24 protein-coding genes are annotated in these 23,686 nt (G+C 68.9%); 8 read left to right on the top strand and 16 right to left on the bottom strand.

Features of this window, described 5'->3' with window-relative positions; genetic code table 11:
• Window positions 1-64 precede the first annotated feature (64 nt).
• Window positions 65-628, top strand: coding sequence for a hypothetical protein (locus AC4HOU_RS05160; RefSeq protein ID WP_163811848.1), 564 nt, complete (start codon window positions 65-67; stop codon window positions 626-628).
• A 10-nt stretch (window positions 629-638) separates the two neighbouring features.
• Here AC4HOU_RS05160 and AC4HOU_RS05165 read toward each other — a convergent pair whose 3' ends face one another.
• The 7 genes from AC4HOU_RS05165 to dapB all read right to left on the bottom strand — a co-directional run bounded on the left by AC4HOU_RS05165 (window position 639) and on the right by dapB (window position 6,718).
• Window positions 639-1,850, bottom strand: a complete 1,212-nt coding sequence (locus AC4HOU_RS05165) for a winged helix-turn-helix domain-containing protein (protein WP_194992203.1) — start codon at window positions 1,848-1,850, stop codon at window positions 639-641.
• A gap of 46 nt (window positions 1,851-1,896) precedes the next feature.
• The gene (locus tag AC4HOU_RS05170) at window positions 1,897-2,916 is read right to left on the bottom strand and encodes a DUF8320 family protein (protein WP_175585820.1); all 1,020 of its coding nucleotides are present in this window, start codon (window positions 2,914-2,916) and stop codon (window positions 1,897-1,899) included.
• Entirely contained in the window at window positions 2,909-4,195 is a 1,287-nt protein-coding gene (locus AC4HOU_RS05175) for an ATP-binding protein (RefSeq protein WP_195019687.1), read from the bottom strand. Before AC4HOU_RS05175 ends, AC4HOU_RS05170 begins: the two co-directional genes overlap by 8 nt.
• Window positions 4,192-4,893, bottom strand: coding sequence for a response regulator transcription factor (locus AC4HOU_RS05180; RefSeq protein WP_163811840.1), 702 nt, complete (start codon window positions 4,891-4,893; stop codon window positions 4,192-4,194). Before AC4HOU_RS05180 ends, AC4HOU_RS05175 begins: the two co-directional genes overlap by 4 nt.
• A 97-nt stretch (window positions 4,894-4,990) precedes the next feature.
• Window positions 4,991-5,443, bottom strand: coding sequence for a flavodoxin family protein (locus AC4HOU_RS05185; protein WP_280499195.1), 453 nt, complete (start codon window positions 5,441-5,443; stop codon window positions 4,991-4,993).
• A 22-nt stretch (window positions 5,444-5,465) separates the two neighbouring features.
• On the bottom strand, window positions 5,466-5,909 hold the full coding sequence (locus AC4HOU_RS05190) for a hypothetical protein (protein WP_194992918.1): 444 nt from the start codon (window positions 5,907-5,909) through the stop codon (window positions 5,466-5,468).
• A 56-nt stretch (window positions 5,910-5,965) separates the two neighbouring features.
• Window positions 5,966-6,718, bottom strand: coding sequence for a 4-hydroxy-tetrahydrodipicolinate reductase (gene dapB, locus AC4HOU_RS05195; protein ID WP_081597358.1), 753 nt, complete (start codon window positions 6,716-6,718; stop codon window positions 5,966-5,968).
• Window positions 6,719-6,960: 242 nt separating this feature from the next.
• Between dapB and AC4HOU_RS05200 the strand changes: the two genes are divergently transcribed.
• Window positions 6,961-7,356: a VOC family protein gene (locus AC4HOU_RS05200; RefSeq protein WP_163812025.1), complete on the top strand. Its 396-nt coding sequence runs from the start codon at window positions 6,961-6,963 to the stop codon at window positions 7,354-7,356.
• A gap of 114 nt (window positions 7,357-7,470) precedes the next feature.
• On the top strand, window positions 7,471-7,866 hold the full coding sequence (locus AC4HOU_RS05205) for a hypothetical protein (RefSeq protein WP_194991068.1): 396 nt from the start codon (window positions 7,471-7,473) through the stop codon (window positions 7,864-7,866).
• 24 nt (window positions 7,867-7,890) lie between these two features.
• On the opposite strand, the gene AC4HOU_RS05210 is transcribed toward AC4HOU_RS05205, so the two are convergent.
• The gene (locus AC4HOU_RS05210; protein ID WP_194991069.1) at window positions 7,891-9,108 is read right to left on the bottom strand and encodes an MFS transporter; all 1,218 of its coding nucleotides are present in this window, start codon (window positions 9,106-9,108) and stop codon (window positions 7,891-7,893) included.
• 93 nt (window positions 9,109-9,201) lie between these two features.
• Between AC4HOU_RS05210 and AC4HOU_RS05215 the strand changes: the two genes are divergently transcribed.
• Window positions 9,202-9,534 carry an ArsR/SmtB family transcription factor gene (locus tag AC4HOU_RS05215; protein WP_163811832.1) on the top strand — a complete coding sequence of 111 codons (333 nt, stop codon included), beginning with the start codon at window positions 9,202-9,204 and terminating at the stop codon, window positions 9,532-9,534.
• 75 nt (window positions 9,535-9,609) lie between these two features.
• Here AC4HOU_RS05215 and AC4HOU_RS05220 read toward each other — a convergent pair whose 3' ends face one another.
• From AC4HOU_RS05220 to AC4HOU_RS05235, 4 genes are all read right to left on the bottom strand, one after another.
• Window positions 9,610-10,923, bottom strand: coding sequence for a M16 family metallopeptidase (locus tag AC4HOU_RS05220; RefSeq protein WP_163811830.1), 1,314 nt, complete (start codon window positions 10,921-10,923; stop codon window positions 9,610-9,612).
• Between the two features lie 80 nt (window positions 10,924-11,003).
• Entirely contained in the window at window positions 11,004-13,274 is a 2,271-nt protein-coding gene (locus AC4HOU_RS05225) for a polyribonucleotide nucleotidyltransferase (RefSeq protein WP_195007029.1), read from the bottom strand.
• Between the two features lie 367 nt (window positions 13,275-13,641).
• The gene (gene rpsO / locus AC4HOU_RS05230) at window positions 13,642-13,911 is read right to left on the bottom strand and encodes a 30S ribosomal protein S15 (RefSeq protein WP_163811825.1); all 270 of its coding nucleotides are present in this window, start codon (window positions 13,909-13,911) and stop codon (window positions 13,642-13,644) included.
• A 138-nt stretch (window positions 13,912-14,049) separates the two neighbouring features.
• Window positions 14,050-15,018 carry a bifunctional riboflavin kinase/FAD synthetase gene (locus AC4HOU_RS05235; RefSeq protein ID WP_195019689.1) on the bottom strand — a complete coding sequence of 323 codons (969 nt, stop codon included), beginning with the start codon at window positions 15,016-15,018 and terminating at the stop codon, window positions 14,050-14,052.
• A 135-nt stretch (window positions 15,019-15,153) separates the two neighbouring features.
• Between AC4HOU_RS05235 and AC4HOU_RS05240 the strand changes: the two genes are divergently transcribed.
• Complete coding sequence (locus AC4HOU_RS05240) at window positions 15,154-15,933, top strand: metal-dependent transcriptional regulator (protein WP_228815112.1); 780 nt, start codon at window positions 15,154-15,156, stop codon at window positions 15,931-15,933.
• A 1-nt stretch (window position 15,934) separates the two neighbouring features.
• Here the strand turns inward: AC4HOU_RS05240 and AC4HOU_RS05245 are convergent, their stop codons facing one another.
• Both AC4HOU_RS05245 and AC4HOU_RS05250 read right to left on the bottom strand, forming a co-directional pair.
• Window positions 15,935-16,996: a tartrate dehydrogenase gene (locus tag AC4HOU_RS05245; protein ID WP_195019690.1), complete on the bottom strand. Its 1,062-nt coding sequence runs from the start codon at window positions 16,994-16,996 to the stop codon at window positions 15,935-15,937.
• Window positions 16,993-18,465, bottom strand: coding sequence for an NAD-dependent succinate-semialdehyde dehydrogenase (locus AC4HOU_RS05250; RefSeq protein WP_195007028.1), 1,473 nt, complete (start codon window positions 18,463-18,465; stop codon window positions 16,993-16,995). The genes AC4HOU_RS05245 and AC4HOU_RS05250 overlap by 4 nt, the downstream gene beginning before the upstream one ends.
• 166 nt (window positions 18,466-18,631) lie before the next feature.
• Between AC4HOU_RS05250 and AC4HOU_RS05255 the strand changes: the two genes are divergently transcribed.
• Window positions 18,632-19,891: an aspartate aminotransferase family protein gene (locus tag AC4HOU_RS05255; RefSeq protein WP_195007027.1), complete on the top strand. Its 1,260-nt coding sequence runs from the start codon at window positions 18,632-18,634 to the stop codon at window positions 19,889-19,891.
• 30 nt (window positions 19,892-19,921) lie between these two features.
• Complete coding sequence (locus tag AC4HOU_RS05260; protein WP_194992281.1) at window positions 19,922-20,416, top strand: DUF3830 family protein; 495 nt, start codon at window positions 19,922-19,924, stop codon at window positions 20,414-20,416.
• 48 nt (window positions 20,417-20,464) lie between these two features.
• Here the strand turns inward: AC4HOU_RS05260 and AC4HOU_RS05265 are convergent, their stop codons facing one another.
• The gene (locus AC4HOU_RS05265; RefSeq protein ID WP_280499197.1) at window positions 20,465-21,850 is read right to left on the bottom strand and encodes an amidase; all 1,386 of its coding nucleotides are present in this window, start codon (window positions 21,848-21,850) and stop codon (window positions 20,465-20,467) included.
• 29 nt (window positions 21,851-21,879) lie between these two features.
• A complete protein-coding gene (locus tag AC4HOU_RS05270; RefSeq protein ID WP_163811812.1) occupies window positions 21,880-22,845 on the bottom strand; it encodes a D-2-hydroxyacid dehydrogenase in 966 nt (321 codons plus the stop codon).
• An 86-nt stretch (window positions 22,846-22,931) separates the two neighbouring features.
• On the opposite strand from AC4HOU_RS05270, the gene AC4HOU_RS05275 reads away from it, so the two are divergent.
• Window positions 22,932-23,672 carry a maleate cis-trans isomerase family protein gene (locus AC4HOU_RS05275; RefSeq protein WP_163811810.1) on the top strand — a complete coding sequence of 247 codons (741 nt, stop codon included), beginning with the start codon at window positions 22,932-22,934 and terminating at the stop codon, window positions 23,670-23,672.
• Window positions 23,673-23,686: the final 14 nt, after the last annotated feature.

Here is a 23,686-nt window from a genome sequence, read left to right on the forward strand (position 1 = left end):
ATAGCGTCGCGGTGACGCCAAAATGTTGCTTGAACGACATCACCTTTGGCGTCACACTGATGTCATGGATCTGGACACATACACCGCCCGACTCCGCGCCGATCTGATCGCAGCAGCAGCTCTCGGCGACGAGAAAACCCAGGCCACGGCTGCCGCCCTGGCCGCGGCCGTGGAGAGTTCGACGCGGCTGGTGCTGTTGTCGGCGCTGTCCGATATGGCCGCCGAGGTCAGCGCAGCGCTCGGTGACCGCACCGTGCATGTCTCGATGGACGGCACGAACGTCACGGCCGATGTCCGCAACAATTCGGCCACCGACTCCGAGCACCCCACTTTCGAGGAGATGACCGGCGATATCAGCCGGGTCACCCTGCGTCTGGTGGAACAGCTGAAGTCGCGTGCCGAGGAGGCCGCGGCACAGAGTGGGCAATCGCTGAACTCGTGGATGTCCGGTGTGGTGTCGGGGGCGCTGCGCGATCAGATGCGCGGCTACGGCGGATACGGCGGCCCGAAACGGAGCACCGGCGGCCCGACCCCGCACGCGGGCGGTTCGCGCGACACCGGCGACTCGGCCCGCGACAGCGGTGGCGCCTCGCCCGGCACCGGCGATACCCGTTCCAGCGAGGACTGAGGCCCTCGGTTCAGCTCGCCGCGCGTAGCAGCGGCGCCAGATCCCCGCGCTCGCCGATGACGACATCGTCGAGCTCGAGCCAGTCGGCCATCTCCCGCAGCGCCGCCGACAGCGCCTGCGCGGTGTGCGCATCGCACCGGCCGGGTTCGGCGAACGCGCCGGGCACCAGCAGACGCCCGGCAGCACGTTCGGCACGCAGGTCGACGCGGCCGACCAACTCACCGTCCAGCAGGAACGGGAACACGTAATACCCGTGCACCCGTTTGGGTTCCGGGGTGTATATCTCGAGCCGGTAGTGGAAGCCGAAGACGCGTTCGGTACGGGCCCGGAAGAAGATGAGCGGATCGAAGGGGCACAAGAGGGCGGCGCCGCCGATCCGGCGCGGCGTGGTGGCACCGGCTCGCAGATAGGCGGGCGCTCCCCAGTCGGCGATCTCGATCGGGATCAGCTCGCCGGCGTCCACGAGGTCGGCGATGGCCGGTTTGGTCTGGGCACCGGCCAGCCGGTAGTAATCGCGCAGGTCGGGCTCGGTGGCGACGCCGAGTGCGGTGGCCGCGCGCAGCACCAGTTCCCGGATGGCCTCCGCTTCGCCGACCGTTCGCTCGAACACCGCGGCGGGCAGCACCCGCTCGGCGAGGTCGTAGTGGCGGGTGAAGCCCACCCGCCGGCCCACCGAGAGCTCACCGGCGGCGAAGAGTTGCTCGCAGATCATCTTGGTGTCGCTGAGGTTCCACCACGATCCCGGCGGGCGCGGTTTGTCCAGCTCCAGATGGCGTTCCACCTCGCCGGCACTGGCGGCGCCGACCTCGGCGATGACGTCGAGGATGTCTTTGCCGAGCGTGGGGTTGCGTTCGAGAACGGCACGCGCACCGCCCCAGCGCCCATGCCGGTAGCGCTGCATGCGCCAGCGCATCAGCGGCCAGTCCTCGACCGGGATCAGCGCCGCCTCGTGCGCCCAGTACTCGACCAGCGTGCGTGGGCGGCGGGTGTCGGTATGCCAGGCCGCCTCGTCCAGCAGCCCGCGGTCGTAGACGCCGATTCGGCTGAACACCGGTGCGTAATGCGCCCGGACCACTGCCGAGACCGAATCCACTTGCAGCAGTTGGGTTCTGCCGAGCACACCGGAAACGGTGCGTCGGGTCGCCTTGGCCGGCCTTGGTCTACCGAAGCCCTGCGCCGCCAGCGCCGTCCGCCGCGCCGCCGCCGCACTCATCGTCCGCATACCCGCACCCTGCCATGCGGGTACGACACATTCCTGCCGGGGCAGCTCAGGTGGTGACCGTGACCTGCCCGGCCAGATCGATCTCGGTGCGGCGGTCCTGCTCGGGCGCGTTCGCCAGCACCGTCGCCAGAATGCGGCGACCGGTCGGCAGGATTCGCACGGTCACCGAGCCCGCGTTGGCCGCGTCCAGCTCACGGATGGCCGCCTCGATCACGCGACGACGCACCGAGCGCGGCACTCCGTCGAATCCGCCGTCATCGAGCAGCACCACCTCCACTCCGCGTGCGCGAGCACCACGGGCGGCGCTGTTGAGTTCGTCGGTGGCCAGCTGGGGCGCCCGCAGCCCGTCGCGCAGTTCGGCTTCCAGCAGCCGGCATTGTTCGCGCTCGTACGGGGTGAGTTCGACACCGTCGGCGATGCGTTCCAGGATCGGGCGCGCCACCTTGTCCAGCCGGGCCAGCTGACGATCGCGCTCACCGTTCTCGGCGGCCATCGTGGCTTCGGCGGCCGCGCGCATGGTGGCCTCCTCGCGCAGCAGCCGCAGCGACCGCTGAGTGGGCCGCATGATCAACGCACACACCGACACGCCCGCTACGGTGGCGACCGGCACGATCGAGCCGACGATCACCCCGGCCGAGAGCCCGGCCACCGCACCCACCACCGCCACCACGACGGCCACTCCGGCGACGCCGAGCCAGGCCACGCCCATCCGCCCGCGCAGCACCAGCACGGCGAGCACATACGACGACGCGAAAGCCGTCCACACCTGACTCGACGCGTACTCCTGCACGTCGAAGGTGGTCAGCGCGGTGGCCAGCGGTCCGGCGATCACGATGTAGGCGGTCGCCGGCCAGGGCAGCGGCTCGTGCGGCGCCATCAGCACCACGACGCCCGCCACCACCAGCAACACCAACGCTGCCGTTGCGGGCACGGGCGAGGCCTCGCTGAAGTTGCGGACCATGTACAGCACGATGGTCAGCTCCAGGATGGCAAGGAACAGCCAGCCCGCGGCACCGCGCAGGCCGAGCAGATCGCGCAGTCCGAAATCCGCACTCGTCTCAGCCATCGCCACCCCAGACCAAGGTCACCGTCGTCCCCTCGCCCGGCTGCGATTCCACGAACGCGGCGCCACCGGCGAGCTGACGCATCCGGCCGAGAATGCTCACCGAGATGCCGAGCCGGTCAACCGGCACCACATTCTGATCGAATCCGGCGCCGTCATCGCGCATTTCGGTGCGGATACCGCCGGCGCTGACCGTCACGGTGACGCTGCGGCGCACCTCGCGGCCCGGCACCGTGGCATGACGCAGGCTGTTGCGCGCGGCCTCGGCCAGAGCGGCGGCGATCGTGCTCGCCGCGGTTACCGGCAGGCGTAGATCGTCGAATCCGGCGGTGCGGCGGGCGGTGAATTCGATGCCCGGATTCACCTCGTGCACTGCCGAACGCAGGAAACCGATCGCCGACTGCGCGTCCAGATGGTCCGGATCGGTACTGCCCGCGCGCGATTCGTCGAGCTGTTCCAGGGTGCGCTCGGCCTGACGACGCAGCACCGGCGATTCCGTGCCGCCGCGGGAGGCGTCCAGCAGGGTGGACAGCACCGCGTCGTGGATGAGGGCGGCGAACCGAGCACGTTCCCGGTCGCGCGCGGCGGCGCCGGCGACGGCGGCGGCCCGGCGGCCTGCCACCTCCGACTCCCGGTCGACCCGGATGCCCGCCTCCCTGGCGTAGACCACACACCACAGGAACAGCGCGCACAATCCGGCCGCCCGCGCGAAATCGCCCGCCGTGGTCAACGCCGAGACATCGGGCACCACGAACAGATTGACCACGGCCGACAGCGCCGAACCGACGAACAGGTAACCGATCGCGGGCCCGGTGGGCCATGCCAGGGCCGCCGCGAGCACGCCGAGCGCGAGCACGCGATACACCCACACCGAGCCCACGGCCTCGGTGGGCTGGGAGTAGGCGAGCATGATCACCACCATCGCGGCCAGGAAACTGACCGCCGCCGCACCGCTGACGAGCCGGATGGTCCGCGGCGGCGCCCCGATGGACACGAAGGCGAGTATCGGGAACATGCCGAAGGCCAGCAGCACCGCGGTGATCGTCCAGCCGGGGGCGATATCGCGGCTCTGATCGGCGATCTCGGGCAGTTCGACCAGGGCGGCGATCACTCCGGCCAGCCCCACGACCAAACCGAACCGGCGCAGGATGCGTTCGGAGGCGCCGTCGGCGGCTCGGTCTCGCGACACCGCTGCCAGACCGCGCCACCAGCGGGTCGCGCGAACTCGGTCGAGCGGGGTGGGCGCGGTCGGGGCGGTGTCCAGCAAGCTGGACGCGGTCACGGGCGCGGATGCCGCTCGGGGACCGGCAGCCATCCGTCCTCCACCGCGCGCTTGTACAGGTCGGTCTTGGTGGGCGCGGGCCGGCCCGCGTCGGCGTACTTCTGCCGGATCCGGCCCAGATAGTCGTTGACGGTCTGTTCCGACAGGCCGGTGAGCCGAGCCACCCGCGACGCCTTCTCCCCCGACGCGTAGAGGGTGAGCACCTCTTCCTGACGCGGGCTCAAACCCACGCTCGACAACTGCGGATCACCATCGATGGCGGCGGCCCAGTCGGTGGTGACGACCTGTTCGCCGGAGGCCGCCCGGCGCACCGCGGCCACGACGGTGGGCACATCCTCGGATTTGCGCACCACGCCGAGCACACCCGCACGCGCCGCCGAACGCACCAGGAAGGCGTTGTCGGCGCCGGTGAACACCAGCACCTCCATGCCGCGCTCACGCAGCGCACGCACATTGTCTTCGGGCGTGGACCCGTCGGCCAGCCGCAGATCCAGCACCACCAGATCCACCGGATCGGCTACGGCAGGATCGGCGAGCAGTTCCGCGACGGTCCCAGCCGTCGCCACCAGGTCGAGATCGGGATGCGGAGCGAGCATCGCCGCCAAGCCGATCGCGACCGATTCATGGTCTTCGACCAGCCCTATCCGGCGTGGAGTGCTTTCGACCCCTTCGGCCCACGTCACCTCGACAACTCCCATCCCGAGCAACCCGGTCCACCGCGGACCGCACAATTGGTTCTTCAGCAGTATGCCCGCCGAAGCCGTGCGTGGTCAGCCACCAATATTCGGGGGCGCGTCAGGGGGCCAGGCCCGCCGCGACCGTCGCGCCGAGTTCCCAGCAGGCTTCCAGGTTCTCCTTGCTCGGCTTGCCCGAGACCACCAGGTAGTCCGCGGCTTTCACCCACCCGAGCCCGGTGGTGATCGAGGTGACGCCCTTTTCCGCGCCCTCGGTGCCCTCGTTGCCATGGAAATACGCACCGAACGGCCGCCGGCGGGTCGAATCGAGGCACGGGTAGTAGATGACATCGAAGGCGTGTTTGAGGGCGCCGCTCATGTACCCGAGGTTGGCGGGCGTGCCCAGCAGATAGCCGTCGGCGTCGAGCACGTCGGACGGTGTGACAGCGAGGGCTGCGCGGCGCACCACCTCCACGCCTTCGATCTCCGGATCCGTCGCGCCGGAGACCACGGCCTCGAACATCGCCTGCATGAACGGCGACGGGGTGTGATGGATGATCAACAGTCGCGCCACGACGACGAGGGTATCCCGGGGTCTATCCGCGCTGCGCGCGTTCGTGACGTTCCAACTCCACCGCACGCCGCATGGTGGCCCTGGCGCGGCCGCGGTCGCCGGCGTAGTCGTAGGCGCGGGCCAGCCGGTAGGAGACCCGCCAGTTGTCGGGGTCGGCTTCCCATTCCTGCTTGACCTTCAGGAACAGCTCATCCGCTGCGGCGCGTTCGATGCGGCCGGACGGCCGGCGCGGCAGCTGCGACACATCCAGTTCGAGGCCTTCGTCGTGGATGCGCCGGGCCAGGTGCTGGTGCGCGAGCGCGGCACGCACGGTGGCGTAGACGATCCAGACGCCGAGCAGCGGCAGGATCAGCACGCCGATCCCGATGGCGATGGCGGCGCCGTCACCGGAACCGATCAGGCTGAACGCGATCTTGCCGAGCAACAGGAAGTAGAAGACCAGCACCAGGACGAGCACCGCCACCATGGCGACGATCTTGATCACGTCCCGGCTCGGCCCGGCCTCGGCGGGCTCCGGTGCGCTCACAGGTCGAGCAGCGGATCGAGCCCGACGGTGAGTCCCGGGCGGTCGGCGATGCGACGCACCCCGAGCAGCACACCGGGCGCGAAGGAGGACCGGTCGATCGAGTCGTGCCGGATGGTCAACGTTTCGCCCTGGGTGCCGAACAGCACCTCCTGGTGCGCGACGAGTCCGGCCAGGCGCACCGAATGCACCCGCACGCCGTCGACATCGGCGCCGCGCGCACCGTCGAGCTCGGTGCTGGTGGCGTCGGGGCTGCGGCCGACGCCGGCCTTCTCCCGTGCCTCGGCGATCAGCCCGGCGGTGCGGTAGGCGGTGCCCGACGGCGCATCGGCCTTGTTCGGGTGATGCAGCTCGATGACCTCGACGGATTCGAAGAACCGCGCCGCCTGCTCGGCGAAGCGCATCGACAGCACCGCACCGATGGCGAAATTCGGCGCGATCAGCACGCCGACGTGCGGCTTGCCCGCCAGCCAGCCGCGCACCTCGTCGAGGCGGGCGGCGTCGAAGCCGGTAGTGCCGACCACGGCGTGGATGCCGTGCTCGACCAGGAACTTCAGATTGCCCATGACCACATCGGGATGGGTGAAGTCGACCACGACCTGGGTGCCGGTCTCCAGGAATTTCTCCAGCGGATCATCCTTGTCGACGCCCGCGACCAGCTCCAGATCGGCGGCGGCCTCGACCGCCGCGCAGATCGCCTGTCCGACCTTGCCCTGCGCGCCGAGCACACCCACCCGAATCGGTGCGGTCACGATTGGTCTCCCTACTTCTCGTCCGGCTGTTTCCGCCGAGCCTAACGTTCTTGCGCGGTGCGGTCGGCGCCCGCACCTGCGGGCCCGGTCACAGTCGCCGGATGGCGCGGTGCCGCAAGCGAAATCGGGACTTGGCAGCGCCGCGGATCAGACGTTAATGTGTTCTCTCGTGACGGTGCTCCCGTTGGCCGCCTTGTACCGAGCCCGGGGTCGGGACCGTCACTACTCGAGGAGAAATTCCCCTGCCAGTACAGTTCAATCACACCATTGTCGGATGTAAGGACAATCGGGTGTCCGCCGAATTCTGGGCGGACATTCTGGGTGTGGACATCGGCACCGAATGGGGCCCGTTCATTCCGGTCACCACCGGTAACGGCGTCACCTTCGATTTCGCGAATGTCCCACCGCACATCACCGAAATCCAGCCCCAGCATTACGCGTTCCTGGTGTCGGAAGCCGAATTCGACGCGGCCTACGACAAGATCCAGCGCTACCGGCTGGAGTACTGGGCCGATCCGCACCAGCGCCGTCCGGGCGAGATCAACCACAACGATGGTGGCCGAGGCATCTACTTCCTCGACCCGAGTGGGCACTTCATGGAGCTGATCACCGTCCCGTACGGAGGCTGGCCGCAGTAGCGAGCGGGGCCGGGTTCCACCACACCCGGCCCCTGCGCATTTTCACCCGCGCAGCGACTCGCGGCGGCGGCTCCCGTCGTCGAGCACCGCCGCCTGGGCAGAAATGGATACCGAATGGGCACCGTTATCGAAGCCGCCGTCCGAGAACTACACGACGACCTCGCCGCCTGGCTGGGTTCGGAAGCGCCCGACTCGGTATTCGATCGATTCGCCGCGGCACAGCACGAATCGTTTTCGATGGTGACCACGGCCGGCGATACCCTTCGGCGAACCGAACTCCTGAACGGCCTTCGCGCCGCCCGCAATACCAGTCCGGGCCTACGTATCGATATCAGCGAATTCGAAGAGCTCGCCGAGGAATTCGACATTGTGGTGGTGCGATTCCTGGAATCACACCACCATGCCGGAGCGATTTCGCACCGTCGAGTGACCGCGGTGGTGACACGAGCGGGCACCGAGCCCGCCGTGCAGTGGCTGACGGTCCACGAAACCGCGTTCGCCGCCCGCTGATCGACGGCGAACGCGCCCCGCGATTCAGACTGCGGCCTCCGCCTCGGCCCGCCCCCGGCGCAGCCCCAGACCCGCCGCGATCAGGCAGGCCAGCGCCACCGCACCGACGAACCATGGGAAGACCGTGCTCAAACCCCAGGTCGTCGCGGCCCAGCCGGCGACGACGGTGGGCAATGCCATCGCCGAATAGGCCAGCAGATAATAGGCCGACATGGTCTCGCCGCGCTTGTGCTGCGGCACGACGTTGGACAGGTGGCGCAGCGAGCCACCGAAACCGAGCCCGAAGGTGGCGCCGAGCGCCAGCCCGATTCCGATCACGGCCACCCAGTTGTGGGTGCCGAGTGCGGGCACGGTCAGCAGCAGCGCGATCGCCATCCCGATATCGCCGATGATGGCCGCCGCCCGGGCGGGCACGCCGGTGGCGAACAACTGCGCCAGCGCCGCCGACAGCGCGGTCGAGGCGACGACCAGCCCACCGAAGACGAGATTGTGGATGCCGGTCTTCTCCGCGGCCAGTGACGGGTACAGCGACAGCAGCACACCGAGCACGGACCAGGCCGCCATCACCCCGATGGCGGAGAACCAGAAATCACCGCGAATCTCCTGTGGCACGGCGGGCTTGGCGATCCGGATCCGTCCGGCGACCCGCGCGACATGCGGTTCGCGCAATGCCAGCACGCCGACGCCGATGATCAAGCAGATCACGCTGATCACCACATACGGCGTGCGCAGCGGATTCGGCGCGTATTGCGCGAGCAACGCCGAACCGAGGATCGCCACCGCCATCCCGACATTGAAGGCGACGCCGGTGAGCTGACCCGACCGCGCGCCGCGATGCGGACGCAGATCCAGCAGCGCCGCCGCACCCGCCACCACCGTCGCACCGACGGCGAAACCGTGCAGCGCCCGCGCCAGCAACAGCATCGGCACCGTATCGGCCAGCACGAACACGATCAGCCCGACGATCATCGTGGCGAACGCACCGAGCAGCACGGGTTTGCGCCCCACCACATCGGAGATCCGGCCGGAAACCAGCACCGCGCCGAGCGCCGCGACCGCGTAGACGGCGAACACGATGGTGGTGGTGAGCGGCGACAGATGCCATTCCCGCTCGTAGATGCCGTACAGCGGGGCCGGTACCCCGGAGACCCCGAGCGCGACGCCACTGGCGGCCAGCACCAGAGCGTATGCCCACGACTGCGCGGCCCGCTCTTGGACGGGCACTGCCGTTGTCGCTGCCATCGAAACCCCGATCAGGTAAGTTTGATAATGATCGAACCGAATCGACGATAACGCACGGTATGACGATCATCAAACCCCCCAGTGAGGTAGATCATGACGGACACCACAGCGGTCACCGGCACCGAGGTCCACCCCGTGGCCGCGCTTCCCGTTGTGCTCGGCGCGCTCCAGGATCCGGTGCGCCTCGAGATGGTGCGCCGGCTCAGCAATGCGGGCACCGCGGTGCGCTGCGGCGCGCTCTACGACGTGATCAACAAGTCCACCGCCACCCACCATTTCAAGATCCTGCGCGAGGCGGGCGTCATCGAACGGCTGGTGATCGACGGCCAGACCTGCCAGCGGTTGCGCACCGACGCCCTCGACGAGGCGCTGCCCGGATTGCTGGCCTCGGTGGTCGAGGCCGCCAACCGGGCTCAGGGCGACTGAGAATCCACTCACGGGACCCGGCCGCACCGACGCTCTCCGGACGTCGGACGCCCGGCGGGGCCGACACCCGCGCGATCAGCCCTCGACGAGCCGCCGCACCGCCGCAGGCAGGTCGCGCGTGCGCCGGTACGGCCCGGCCACCGACGCACCGAACGGCCGCGCCAGCAGGGTGCGCGCGATATCACTGACCTCCTCGGTGGTGACCGCGTCGATGCGGGCCAGTGTCTCGGAGACGCTGCGGTGGTTGCCGTAGCTGAGTTCGCTGCGGCCGATGCGGTTCATCCGCGACGAGGAATCCTCGAGCCCGAGCACCAGTCCACCGCGCAGGGACCCCTTGGCGCGGGCGCATTCGGCGTCGGTGATGCCGTCCGCGGCGACCTCTTCCAGCACGCCACGAGCCAGGGCCGCGACCTCGGCCAGGTTCTCCGGCTGACACCCGATGTACACCGAGAAGGCGCCGGTGTCGGCGAAGGTGTCCACGCTCGAATACACCGAATACGCCAGGCCGCGTTCTTCCCGGATGCGTTGGAACAGCCGCGAACTCAGTCCGCCGCCGATCACGGTGTTGAGCACCGACAGCGGCCAGCGGCGTTCGCCTTCATGCCTGCCGAAGGCACGCACCCCGAACACCAGATGCGACTGTTCGCTGTCGCGGTGGCTCCAGTGCAGTTGCGGCGCCGTCCGCATCCGGAACCGGCCCTCACGCCGCGGCATCGGCTCGGCGGTGGGATCGAGCCGGTCGGCGAAGGCGCGATGCACCAACTCCACGGTGTGCTCGTGCTCCACATTGCCCGCCACCGCGACCACCATCCGGTCCGGCCGGTAGCGGCGCTGATGGAACGAGCGCAACTGAGTGGCACGCATACCCTCGATCGACTCCACCGAGCCGATCACCGGCCGCCCGATCGGATGATCACCGAACAGCGCGGTCAGGAACGCGTCGCCGACGAGATCTTCCGGGTCGTCATCGCGCATGGCGATCTCTTCGAGCACCACCTGCCGCTCGATGTCCACATCTTCGGACCGGCACAGCCCGTTGAGCACCACATCGGAGACCAACTCCACCGCCAGCGGCAGATCCTCGTCCAGCACATGGGCGTAGTAGCAGGTCTGCTCCTTGGCGGTGAACGCGTTCAACTCACCGCCCACCGCGTCCATCGCCTCGGCGATATCGAGCGCGGTGCGGGTGGGTGTGGCCTTGAACAGCAGGTGCTCGAGGAAGTGCGCGGCGCCGGCGACGGTCGGGCCCTCGTCCCGCGAGCCGACCCCCACCCATACGCCGATCGAGGCCGAACGCACCCCGGGTAGATGCTCGGTCACCACCCGCAGCCCGCCGGGCAGCACCGTGCGCCGGACTCCGGTCCCAGTCGCCGTCTCCGTTTTGTTCACCCGCCAATTCGATGACGAACCCCCTTGCCCGTTCAGGAGCAAGGGGGTTGCCGAGTTCTGCTTCGTCACACCGTCAAGTACTACTCGCCCGCGGGCGCGTCCGCATCGCCGGTGGGCTCATCGGTGGTCTCCTCGACCGGGATCAGCGAGATCTTGCCGCGGTTGTCGATATCGGCGATCTCCACGCGCAGCTTGTCGCCGACGTTGACCACGTCTTCGACCTTGGCCACCCGCTTGCCGTTGCCCAGCTTGGAGATGTGGACCAGACCGTCGCGGCCCGGCAGCAGCGAGACGAACGCGCCGAAGGCGGTGGTCTTGACGACCGTGCCGAGGAAGCGTTCGCCCACCTTGGGCAGCTGCGGGTTGGCGATGGCGTTGATCTGGTCGATCGCGGCCTGCGCCGAGGGGCCGTCGGTGGCGCCGACGAACACGGTGCCGTCGTCCTCGATGGAGATGTTGGCGCCGGTCTCCTCGGTGATCTGGTTGATCACCTTGCCCTTGGGCCCGATCACCTCGCCGATCTTGTCGACCGGGATCTTGATCGCGGTGACGCGCGGGGCGTAGGGGCTCATCTCGTCCGGGGTGGCGATGGCCTCGGCCATCACGTCCAGGATGGTGTTGCGGGCGTCGTGCGCCTGGCCCAGCGCACCGGCCAGCACCTTGGAGGGGATGCCGTCGAGCTTGGTGTCCAGCTGCAGCGCGGTGACGAAGTCGCGGGTACCGGCGACCTTGAAGTCCATGTCACCGAAGGCGTCCTCGGCGCCGAGGATGTCGGTCAGCGCGACGTAGCGGACCTCGTCCTCACCCTTGTCGTTGGTGACGGTGTCCGACACCAGGCCCATGGCGATACCGGCGACCGGCGCCTTGAGCGGCACACCGGCGTTGAGCAGCGCGAGGGTGGAGGCACACACCGAACCCATCGAGGTGGAGCCGTTGGAGCCCAGCGCCTCCGACACCTGACGGATGGCGTAGGGGAACTCCTCCTGGCTGGGCAGCACCGGGATCAGCGCGCGCTCGGCGAGCGCGCCGTGACCGATCTCGCGCCGCTTGGGCGAGCCGACGCGGCCGGTCTCACCGGTGGAGAACGGCGGGAAGTTGTAGTGGTGCATGTAGCGCTTGCTGGTCTCGGGACCGAGCGAGTCGACCTGCTGGGCCATCTTGACCATGTCCAGGGTGGTGATGCCCAGGATCTGGGTCTCACCGCGCTCGAACAGCGCCGAACCGTGTGCCCGCGGCACCACGGCGACCTCCGCGGACAGCGCGCGGATATCGGCCAGGCCACGGCCGTCGATGCGGAAACCGTCGGTGAGGATGCGCTGGCGCACCAGCTTCTTGGTGACCGAGCGGAACGCCGCGCCCAGCTCCTTCTCCCGGCCGACGAAATCCTCGCCGAGGCGCGAGAGCACCTCGAGCTTGATCTCGTCGATCTTCGCCTCGCGCTCCTGCTTGTCGGCGATGCTGAGCGCCTCGTTCAGCTCACGCTTGGCGGTGCCCTCCACGGCCTCGAAGACATCGGCCTCGTACGGCGGGAACAGCGGGAACTCACCGGTCGGCTTGGCGGCCAGCGCGGCCAGATCGGCCTGGGCGCGGCACAGCCGGGCGATGAACGGCTTGGCGGCCTCGAGGCCCTCGGCCACGACGGCCTCGGTGGGCGCCTGCGCGCCGCCCTCGATCAGCTCGATGACCTTGTCGGTGGCCTCGGCCTCGACCATCATGATGGCGACGTCGCCGGAGTCGACCACGCGACCGGCGACGACCATGTCGAACACCGCGCCCTCGAGCTGCTCGACGGTCGGGAACGCGACCCACTGGCCCTCGATCAGGGCGACGCGCACGCCGCCGACCGGGCCGGAGAACGGCAGTCCGGCGATCTGGGTGGACGCCGAGGCGGCGTTGATGGCGACGACGTCGTAGAGGTCGTTGGGATCCAGGCTCATCACCGTGACCACGACCTGGATCTCGTTGCGCAGGCCGTCGACGAACGACGGACGCAGCGGCCGGTCGATCAGGCGGCAGGTGAGAATCGCGTCGGTGGAGGGGCGGCCCTCACGGCGGAAGAACGAACCGGGGATGCGGCCCGCGGCGTACATCCGCTCTTCGACGTCGACCGTCAGCGGGAAGAAGTCGAACTGGTCTTTGGGGTGCTTACCGGCGGTGGTGGCCGACAGCAGCATGGTCTCGTCGTCGAGGTAGGCCACGACCGAGCCGGCGGCCTGACGGGCCAGACGGCCGGTCTCGAAGCGGATGGTGCGGGTGCCGTAGCTCCCGTTGTCGATCAGCGCGACGGATTCGAAGACTCCGGGCTCGACCTCGACGGCCGTGCTGTTCGCGCGTTCGGTGGTTTCGGACATTTTTCTTCTCTCAACCTCTCGTCTCGCCGGACCCGGCGCCGTCGGCGCGATCCGGCTGTGTCAGCCGTACCTGACGGGGCACGCGGCAGCCCTCCTGGCTGCGACGCGCACACCCGGCCGGTATCCCCTTGGATACGGCGACGCGGAGGCGGTCATCGATCGAAGCCCTCCGGCGGTATGCCACCGGCCGAAAAGCCACTACCGAAGACCGACGCCACGAGGACGGGTGCATACGGCTGTGTTGTCGTGCAGGGATTATTCCTCCCCCGGGCACGAAAAAGCCAACGGGGAGATTGTAAGCTCCCCGTTGGCCGGGTCGTCTACTGCCTTGCCGTAACCGCGTGTCGGCAGGGCGCGGACGCGATGATCAGCGACGCAGACCGAGGCGCTCGATCAGCGAGCGGTAGCGGGTGATGTCCTTGTCCGCCAGGTACTTCGACAGGCGCTTGCGACGACCGATCAGCGCCATCAGGCCGTGGCGGGTGTGGTGGTCGTGCTTGTGCTTCTTGAGGTGCTCGGTGATGTCGGAGATGCGCTTGGACAGCAGCGCGATCTGCGCCTCCGGCGAACCGGTGTCGGTCTCGTGCAGGCCGTACTCGGCGAGAATCGCCTTCTTCTGCTCGGTGGTCAACGCCATGGGGCATCCACTCCTGTTTCTCAGTTCCGCGCTCGAGGATCCGGCGAACCGGTGGGGCGCCGCCGCGGACCGCAGCAAACCCGAGGATCCACCCTACCCGACCGGGCGCGCCGGACCGAATCGGGTGCTCGCCGCGGTTCAGGCCTCGGTGCCGCCGAGCACCTTGCGCGCGTTCGCGACGTCGCGGCTCATGGCCTCGATCAGATCGTCGAGTGAGTCGAATTTCTGCATGCCGCGCAGGTGCTCGACGAAGTCGACGGCTACGTGCTGGCCGTAGAGGTCGGCTTCGCCGTCGAGTACATAGGCCTCGACGGTGCGCGCACGGCCGGAGAAGGTGGGGTTGGTGCCGACGGAGATGGCGGCCATGGCGCGCTCACCCGGGGTGACGGTGCCGATGGTCGGCCCTGGCCCGAGCACGGTGAACCAGCCGGCGTACACACCGTCGGCGGGAATGGCGGCGTGCATCGGGGGTGCGACGTTGGCGGTGGGGAAGCCGAGTTCGCGGCCGCGACCGTCACCGTGCACCACCACACCCTCGACCCGGTGCGGGCGCCCGAGCGCCTCCGCGGCCGCGGCCATATCGCCTGCGTCCACGCAGGCCCGGATGTAGGTGGAGGAGAAGGTGACGGCGTGCTCGCCGAGCAGGGTCACCGCGTCGACCTCGAAGCCGAAGCGCTTGCCGAGATCGCGCATGGTCTCGACGGTGCCCGCCGCCTTCTTGCCGAAGGTGAAGTTGTCACCGACCACCACCTCGGCCACGTGCAGCCGCTCGACCAGCAGGTCGTGCACGTAGCGGGCGGGGGTCAGTTTCATGAATTCCTGGGTGAACGGCATGACGCAGAAGACGTCGACGCCGAGTTCCTCGGCCAATTCGGCGCGGCGGGTCAGCGTGGTCAGCTGGGCGGGATGCGAGCCGGGACGCACCACTTCCATCGGGTGCGGGTCGAAGGTCATCAGCACCGCCGGAACTCCGCGTGCGGCAGCCGACTTGACGGCACGGCTGATCAGCTGAGCGTGCCCACGGTGGACCCCGTCGAATACGCCGATCGTGAGCACACACCGGCCCCAGTCCGCGGGAACTTCGTCGAGACTTCGCCATCTCTGCACAGTGCGCAGCCTACGCAAATCAGGTGTCGAACAGTATTCCGGCATGCTCATCGCACCGCCCCGGTGTAGCCGCGGTGAGGCGCCGGCGAATGGCGGGTTTCTCGCGCATGGCGTGATGTGTGTATCGCCGCTCCTATGCCTAAGCTCGAAGATGTGCCCGGTAAACGAGATGTCGCCACCCGGCGGGAACTGGCCGATGCCCTCACCGGCAACCCCGACGCGAGCCACGCCGGTGCGACCACGATCGCACCGGTGCTGTCATCGGTGGCGCAGGACTACCTGAAGGTCATCTGGACCGCGCAGGAGTGGTCGCAGGAGAAGGTGTCGACCAAATTGCTCGCCGAGCGGATCGGGGTGTCGGCCTCCACGGTGTCGGAGGCGGTGCGCAAGCTGGCCGATCAGGGGCTGGTCGAGCATGCCAGATACGGGGCGATCACGCTCACCGAGCACGGCAGGCTGGCCGCGGTGGCGATGGTGCGCCGCCACCGGTTGATCGAGACCTTCCTGGTGAACGAACTCGGGTACGGCTGGGACGAGGTACACGACGAGGCCGAGGTGCTCGAGCACGCGGTCTCGGATCTGCTGATGGCGCGCATCGACGCGAAACTCGGCTATCCGGACCGTGATCCGCACGGCGATCCGATTCCGTCGGTCGACGGCGCTGTCCCCACTCCCCCGGCCCGTCAGCTCAGCGATTTCGGTGACGGCGAAGGCGGCCGGGTGGCGCGCATCTCCGATTCCGATCCGGCCATGCTGCGCTATTTCGACGAGGTCGGCATCGCCCTCGACACCCCGATCACGGTGGTGGAGCGCCGCGATTTCGCCGGAACCATCGCCATCCGGGTGGGTGCGGGCGACCAATCGGTGGATCTGGGCACCCCGGCCGCGGATGCGATCTGGTTGACCGCGCTCTGAGCTATCCGCGCGCCAGTGCGGCCGCGGCCGCCGCGGCGATGGCCGCGCCGAGTTCGCTCGTCGTCGCGGTGCCGCCCAGATCGGGCGTCAGTACCGTCCCGGCACCGAGGACCTCGCATACCGCCCGGTCCATCGCGGCAGCCGCCGAGTGCTCCCCCAGATGGTCGAGCATCATCGCTGCGGCCAGGATCTGCGCGACCGGGTTCGCGATGCCCTGACCGGCGATATCGGGAGCGCTGCCGTGCACGGCTTCGAACATCGACGGCGCCGTGCCGTCGGGGTTGATATTGCCCGAGGGCGCCAACCCGAGTCCGCCGGTGACCGCGGCGGCGAGATCGGAGAGGATGTCGCCGAACAGATTCGACCCGACGATGACGTCGAGGCGGTCCGGGTGCAGCACGATCTCCGCGGCGAGGGCGTCGACGTGCATATGCCGCACCGGCACCTCCTGGTAGTCGGTCGCGACCTGCTCGACGATGCTGTCCCAGTACGGCATCGAGTGGATGAGGCCGTTGGATTTGGTGGCCGAGCACAGCCCTTTGCCCCGCTCGCGGGCCCGGTCGAAGGCGTAGCGGATGATGCGTTCGCAACCGGCGCGGGTGAAAACCGATTCCTGGAGCACGAATTCGCCGGGGCGCCCGCGATTGTGGATTCCGCCGATCTCGGAGTATTCGCCCTCTGAGTTCTCCCGGACGATGAGCAGTTCCAGATCGTCGGCGCCGCGATCGCGTAGCGCGGAGGTGGTGCCGGGCAGCAGCCGCACCGGCCGCAGGTTCACATACTGACCGAACGCGCGACGCAGCGGAATGAGCAGCCCCCACAGCGAAATATGGTCGGGCACACCGGGAAAGCCCACGGCGCCGAGCAGGATCGCGTCGAACCCGGCCAGCCGGTCCACGCCGTCGGCGGGCATCATCGCGCCGGTGCGCAGGTACTGCTCGCAGGACCAGTCGAATTCGGTCCACTCGACGCCGGGCAGTACGGCGTCGACCACCGCGACCGCCTCCGCGGTGACGTCCACGCCGATGCCGTCGCCGGGAATGGTCGCGATCCGATAGGTCACAGGTCGACTCCGATGTACTTGGTTTCCAGGAATTCGTCGATACCGCAGGTGCCGCCCTCGCGGCCGAGCCCGGATTCCTTGACCCCGCCGAAGGGGGCGGCCGGATCCGAGACCACGCCGCGATTGAGCCCGACCATGCCGGTCTCCAGAGCCTCGCACACACGCAGCCCGCGCCGCAGGTTCTCGGTGAACACGTAGCCGACCAGACCGTACGGGGTGTCGTTGGCGCGGGCGATCGCTTCGTCCTCGGTGTCGAAGACCGAGATCGCCGCCACCGGGCCGAAGATTTCGGTGCGGGTGAGAAGCGCGTCGTCGCCCACGTCGGTCAGGACGGTGGCCGGGTAGAAGGTGCCGGGACCCTCGATCGGTGTGCCGCCGGTGCGGACGGTGGCGCCGCGTCCGACCGCATCGTCAACCAGGGATTGCACCTTCGCGACCGCGGCTTCGTCGACCAGGGGGCCGACCACGACCCCCGGTTCGGTTCCCGGCCCCATCGGCAGCCCGGCCATGCGCGCGGTGAGCCGATCGGCGAACTCGACGGCGATACCGCGGTGCACGAGAAAACGATTCGCGGCGGTGCAGGCCTGCCCGATATTGCGCATCTTGGCCGCCACCGCGCCCTCGACCGCGGCATCCAGATCGGCGTCGTCGAAGACCAGGAACGCGGCATTGCCGCCGAGTTCCATCGAGGTCCGCATGACGGTATCGGCGCACTGTCGCAGCAGTTGCTTGCCCACGGCGGTGGATCCGGTGAACGAGAGTTTGCGCGAGCGGCCGTCCCGGATCATCGGTGCCATCACCGCGCCGGGATCGGAGGTGGTGACCACGTTGACCACGCCGTCGGGCAGGCCGGCCGTGCGCAGGATCTCGGCGAGCGCCAGCGTCGACAACGGCGTCTGCGCGGCCGGTTTGATCACACAGGTGCAGCCGGCGGCCAGCGCCGGGCCGATCTTGCGGGTGCCCATGGCCATCGGGAAGTTCCACGGCGTGATGAGCAGACTCGGGCCGACCGGCTGGCGCGTCACCAGGAATCGGGAGCCGCCACGCGGCGCAGGCCGATAGCCACCTTCGATGCGGACGGCCTCTTCGGCGAACCAGCGGAAGAACTCTGCGGCGTAGGCGATTTCGCCGCGCGCCTCGGCCAGCGGTTTGCCCATCTCCAGGGTCATCACGAGAGCGAGGCGCTCGGTGTCGTCGAGCAGGGCCTGATGGGCTCGCATGAGCAGGTCGGCGCGATCGCGGGCGGGGGTACGCGCCCACCCCGGTTGCGCGTGCGCCGCGGCCGCGAGGGCGTCGAGGCCGTCCGAGGGGTTGGCATCGGCGACGGTGCACAGGGTCTGTCCGGTCGCCGGGTCGATCACGGGCAGTTCGGCGACGGTCGCGCGCCACTGGCCGTCGATGAACAGGCCGGTGGGCACCGACCCGATGGCGGCGCGCTGCGTTTGGTCGAGAGTGGTCTCGGTGAGCATCGACGCGAACTCCCTTGTTCGGGCGGAATTGATCTCATCGCGAACGAGGCCGCCCGATCCATTGCTGCGACCCCGGCGACCATGTTATGCATATTGTCAACAATCCTACAACCCGACGATCATCGGACGCGGGCGCTCGCCCGCAACGCCCGGGAGGCCGAGCACCATGACCGCGTTATCGCCCATCCTCAAACAAGCCACTCCGGTGACCGTCGACCACGGCACGGGCTGCTACCTCTACGACACCGACGGGCGTCGCTATCTGGATTTCACCGCGGGTATCGGCGTCACCAGCACCGGCCACTGTCACCCGCACGTCGTCGCGGCCGCGCAGGCCCAGATCGCGCGGCTCATCCACGGCCAGTACACGACCGTGATGCACGCTCCGCTGCTCGAACTCACCGAACGGCTCGGCTCGGTATTGCCCGAAGGGCTGGATTCGCTGTTCTTCGCCAACTCCGGCAGCGAGGCGATCGAGGCGGCGCTGCGGCTGGCGCGGCAGGCGACCGGCCGGCCGAACGTCATCGTCTTCCACGGCGGTTTCCACGGCCGCACGGTCGCCGCGGCATCCATGACCACCTCGGGCACCCGGTTCTCGGCAGGGTTCAGCCCGCTGATGGCGGGCGTGCACGTGGCGCCGTTCCCCACCGCCTACCGCTACGGCTGGACCGAGGAGGAGGCCACGGCCTTCGCGCTGCGGGAACTCGACTACCTGTTCGCGACGCTCAGCGCGCCGGAGGAGACGGCGGCCCTCATCGTCGAACCGGTGCTCGGCGAGGGCGGCTACGTCCCCGGCAACCGCGCGTTCTTCCGCGGCCTGCGCGAGCGCGCCGACCGGCACGGCATCATTCTGGTCTTCGACGAGATCCAGACCGGATTCGGCCGGACCGGAAAGTTCTTCGGCCACCAGCATTTCGACGTCGCCCCCGACGTGATCACCATCGCCAAGGGTTTGGCCAGCGGGTTCCCGCTGTCGGGGATCGCCGCCTCGCGCGAGCTGATGGCCAAGGCCTGGCCGGGGTCGCAGGGCGGCACCTATGGCGGCAACGCCGTGGCCTGCGCCGCCGCCATCGCCACGCTCGAGGTCATCGAATCGGAGGGGCTGGTGCGCAACGCCGCCGAACGCGGCGCCCAATTGCTGGCCGGGATGCGCGCGCTGGAGAGCAAGGCGATCGGCGATGTGCGCGGGCTCGGCCTGCTCGTCGGCGCCGAGTTCGTCACGGCAGCAGGCGAACCCGATCGCGAGGCCGCCACCCGAGCGCAGGCGCTCGCGGTACAGAAGGGTCTGCTGTTGCTCACCTGCGGTGCGCATATGAATGTGGTGCGCATGATTCCGCCGCTGGTGGTGAGCCGAACGCAGATCGATGACGCGCTCGCGATCTGGGCGCAGGTGCTCGCCGAACTCCCCGACGCCTCCCGGCCCTAGCCCGTGCCGCGCGATCAGGAAGCAGGCTCGATGAACCGCTACATCACGATCACTCTCACCAAGGCCGGCCGCACCTGCCGGGCCAGGCTGCTCGACGCCGAGGCCCCGCTGACCTGCGCGGCGGTCTGGGACGCGCTGCCCCAGACCGGCGATGCGTACCACGCCAAATACGCGCGCAACGAGGTCTACACGCTGGTCCCCCGGATCACCGCGGCGCCGCATCGCGAGAACCCGACCGTCACCCCCATACCCGGTGACGTATGCCTGTTCGATTTCGAGCCCTGGGAGATCGGCAATCCCGCCTACGGGTACGAATCCGGCTCCACCGCCCACCACAACCAGGGCGCCACCGATCTGGCGATCTTCTACGGCCGCAACAATCTGCTGATCAACGGCGACCTCGGCTGGGTCCCCGGCAATGTCTTCGCCACCATCGAGGACGGGCTCACCGAGATCGCCGCCGCCTGCAACGACCTGTGGCGCTACGGCGTCGAGGGGGAAACGCTCGCCTTCGCGAGGGCATAGTCGCGCCAACGGTTCGCGGCGCCGTGCTCGGGTCCCGACGGCGGCTCCTCAGGACCCGAGCACGTGCTCCGCGTATCGGGCGACGGCGAGCACGAGGTCGTCGGAATGGCGTGGTCCCACGATCTGCAACCCGACCGGCAGCCCGCCGGCGGTGGTTCCCACCGGGATGCTGATGGCGGGTTGCTGGCTGAGGTTGAACGGGTAGGTGAACGGCGTCCACTGCGGCCAGCCGGTCAACCCGCTCCCGGGCGGAACGTCGTGGCCCGCGGGGAAGGCGGTGATCGGCATGGTCGGGGTGATCAGTACGTCGTAGGCGGTGTGGAACAGCCCCATCGCGATACCGACGGACGCGGCGACCTCGCGGGCGGCGAGATAGTCGACGCCGCTCACGGTTTCGCCGCGCTCCCATACCTGCCGCAAACCTGGATCGACCTGCTCGCGCTCCTCCGGCGGGAACGAGGCGAGCATGGCCGCCGCGCCGACCGCCCACAGCAGCTCGAACGCCGCACGCGGATCGCCGAATCCGGGATCGGCGGGCACGACCCGCAATTCGGCCTCACCCAGCCGCACCACCGCGCGTTCCACGATCGCGGCTACCTCCGGGTCGACGTCGGTGAAGCCCAGCGTCGGCGACCACGCCACCGTGATGCCACGCACGTCGCGCTGCATCTGGCTGCGGAAGGTGGTCAGGGTCGGGGCCAATGCGGTGGGATCGCGCGGATCGGGCAGCGACAGGATGTCCATCAGCAGCGCGGCGTCCTCCACGGTGCGCGCCATCGGCCCGGCATGGGCCAACGGCCCGAACGGGCTGGCCGGGTAGAGCGGGATGCGCCCATGCGTCGGCTTGAATCCGACGATCCCGCAGAACGAGGCCGGGATGCGCACGCTGCCACCGCCGTCGGTGCCCACCGATACCGGGCCGAGTCCGGCGGCGACCGCGGCCGCGCTGCCGCCGGAGGAGCCGCCCGCGGTGAGCGCGGGGTCGACCGGGTTGCGGGTGATGCCGGTGAGCGGGCTGTCGGTGACGGCCTTCCACGCGATTTCGGGGGTGGTGGTCTTGCCGAGCAGCACCATCCCGTCCTCGCGCAGCCGCGCGGCCACGGGGCTGTCCACCGGCCAGGGGCCCGCCGCATCGATACAGGTGGAACCGCGCCGGGTGGGCCAGCCCTCGGTGAGGAACACGTCTTTGATGGAGACCGGCACGCCGTCGAGCAGCCCGCGCGCGTGCCCGGCCTGCCAGCGGCCCTCCGATTCCTTGGCCTGCACCAGCGCGCGATCCGGGTCGACCAGGCAGTAGGCATTGAGCGCGCCGTCGCGTTCGGTGATCGCGGCCAGGATCGCCTCGGTGGCCTCCACCGGTGACAGGGCGCCCGCGGTGTAGGCGGAGACCAATTCCACCGCCGTCATCGCGGCGGGATCGGTGGGACGGTTGATATCGGGGTAGCTCATGGCTTGGCCCTCCTTCAGCCGGGCACGTACCCGAGCGTCTTGTCGACCACGTTGTGCAGCGGACGGCCATCCATCCACCGATCGAAATTCTCGGTGAACGCCCGGACGACCTCGGTACGCCAGCCGATGACGTCGCCCGAATTGTGCGGGGTGATCTGCACATTCGGCAGGTCCCACAGCGGATGACCCGGCGGCAGCGGCTCCGGATCCACCACGTCCAGCGCCGCCCCGGCGATCGTCCCGTCGCCGAGGGCGGCGACCAGATCGTCGGTAACCACGAGTTCCCCGCGTCCGACATTGACAAACCTCGCATGCGGTTTCATCGCGGCGAAGGCCCTGGCGTCGAACATCTTCCTGGTCTGCTCGGTGAGCGGCGCGATCGCGACGACGTAGTCGGCCCACGGCAGTTCCGCGTGCAGGTCCACCCCGACGCTGCCGAAATCCGGATCGTCGCCGCGCGCTCGCCGGCCGACCCCACGCACCCGCATCCCGACCGCCCGCAGCATCCGGGCGATGGTGCGTCCGATGGCGCCGGTGCCGACGATCAGCACGGTCGCGCCCGCGACTCGCTCCGATTCACGGTGCTGCCAATCGTGGCGCTGTTGCAGCCGGACCGATTCGGGCAGGTCCTTGGCGAAGGCGAGGATCTGCCCGAGCACGTATTCGGCGATGGCCGCGTCGAAGACGCCACGGGTATTGGTGACCACGACCTCGCTCGCTCTCAGCTCGGGGAACATCACCGGGTCCACGCCGGTGGCGCCCATGTGCAGCCAGCGCAGCCGGTCGGCCGCATGCCAGGCGCCGGGCACAGCCCGGGTCAGGAAGTCGTAGACGAACAGCGCCTCTGCCCCGCGCAGTGCCTCGGCCAGCCCGGATTCCTCCGTGTAGCGCACTGTGGCCCGGGCACTCACCCGGGCCATCAATTCCGAGTCGGGCACACTGTCACTGTGCAAGACGGCGACAATAGGGCCCTCTTTCACATTGACACCGTAAGATCACATCGTATGATTGTCAACAATCCGATCGGGTTCGGAGGTCTACCCAGCTGAGCGCGAGAGGGGCCGCAGTGGACATCGGTTTCCCCGATATCGAAGGCCCGGTCGCCCAACGGGGAATCGGCATCATCGCACCCTTCGACCTCGCACTCGAACGCGAACTGTGGCGCTGGGCGCCGCTCGAGGTGAGCCTGCACTTGGCCCGCACCCCCTATGAGCCGGTGCCGGTGTCGCTGGCCATGGCCGAATTGGTCTCCAACCCGGCCCATCTGACCACCGCAACCCGCGACGTGCTGCACGTGGAGCCCGAAGTCGTTGCCTACCTGTGCACTTCGGGCAGCTTCATCAAGGGCCTCGCGCACGAGCGGGCCTTGCGCGAGATCATCTGCCGCGCCGGCGCGCAGGATGCGGTCACCACCTCGGGCGCGCTGGTGGAGGCGATCGGCCATCTCGGCATCTCACGCATGTCGGTGATCACGCCCTATGACGAGGTGCTGACCGGCAAACTGCACGAATTCCTGGGCGAAGCCGGATGCGCGGTGGTGCGTTCGGATCACCTCGGGCTCGGCGGCGGCATCTGGAAGGTCAACTACCGCACCATCGCCGAGCGCATCTTCGGCGCCGACCATCCCGAGGCCGAGGCGATCTTCGTCAGCTGCACCAACCTGCCGACCTACGACATCATCGAGCCACTCGAAATGGCGCTCGGCAAACCGGTATTGACCGCGAATCAGCTCACCATGTGGGCCTGTCTCGGCCGGATGAAGCTGCCGATGATGGGTCCGGGAAAGTGGTTGCTCGATGTGTTCTGAGACCGATATCCGGC

This window comes from Nocardia sp. JCM 38205 (assembly GCF_058222935.1).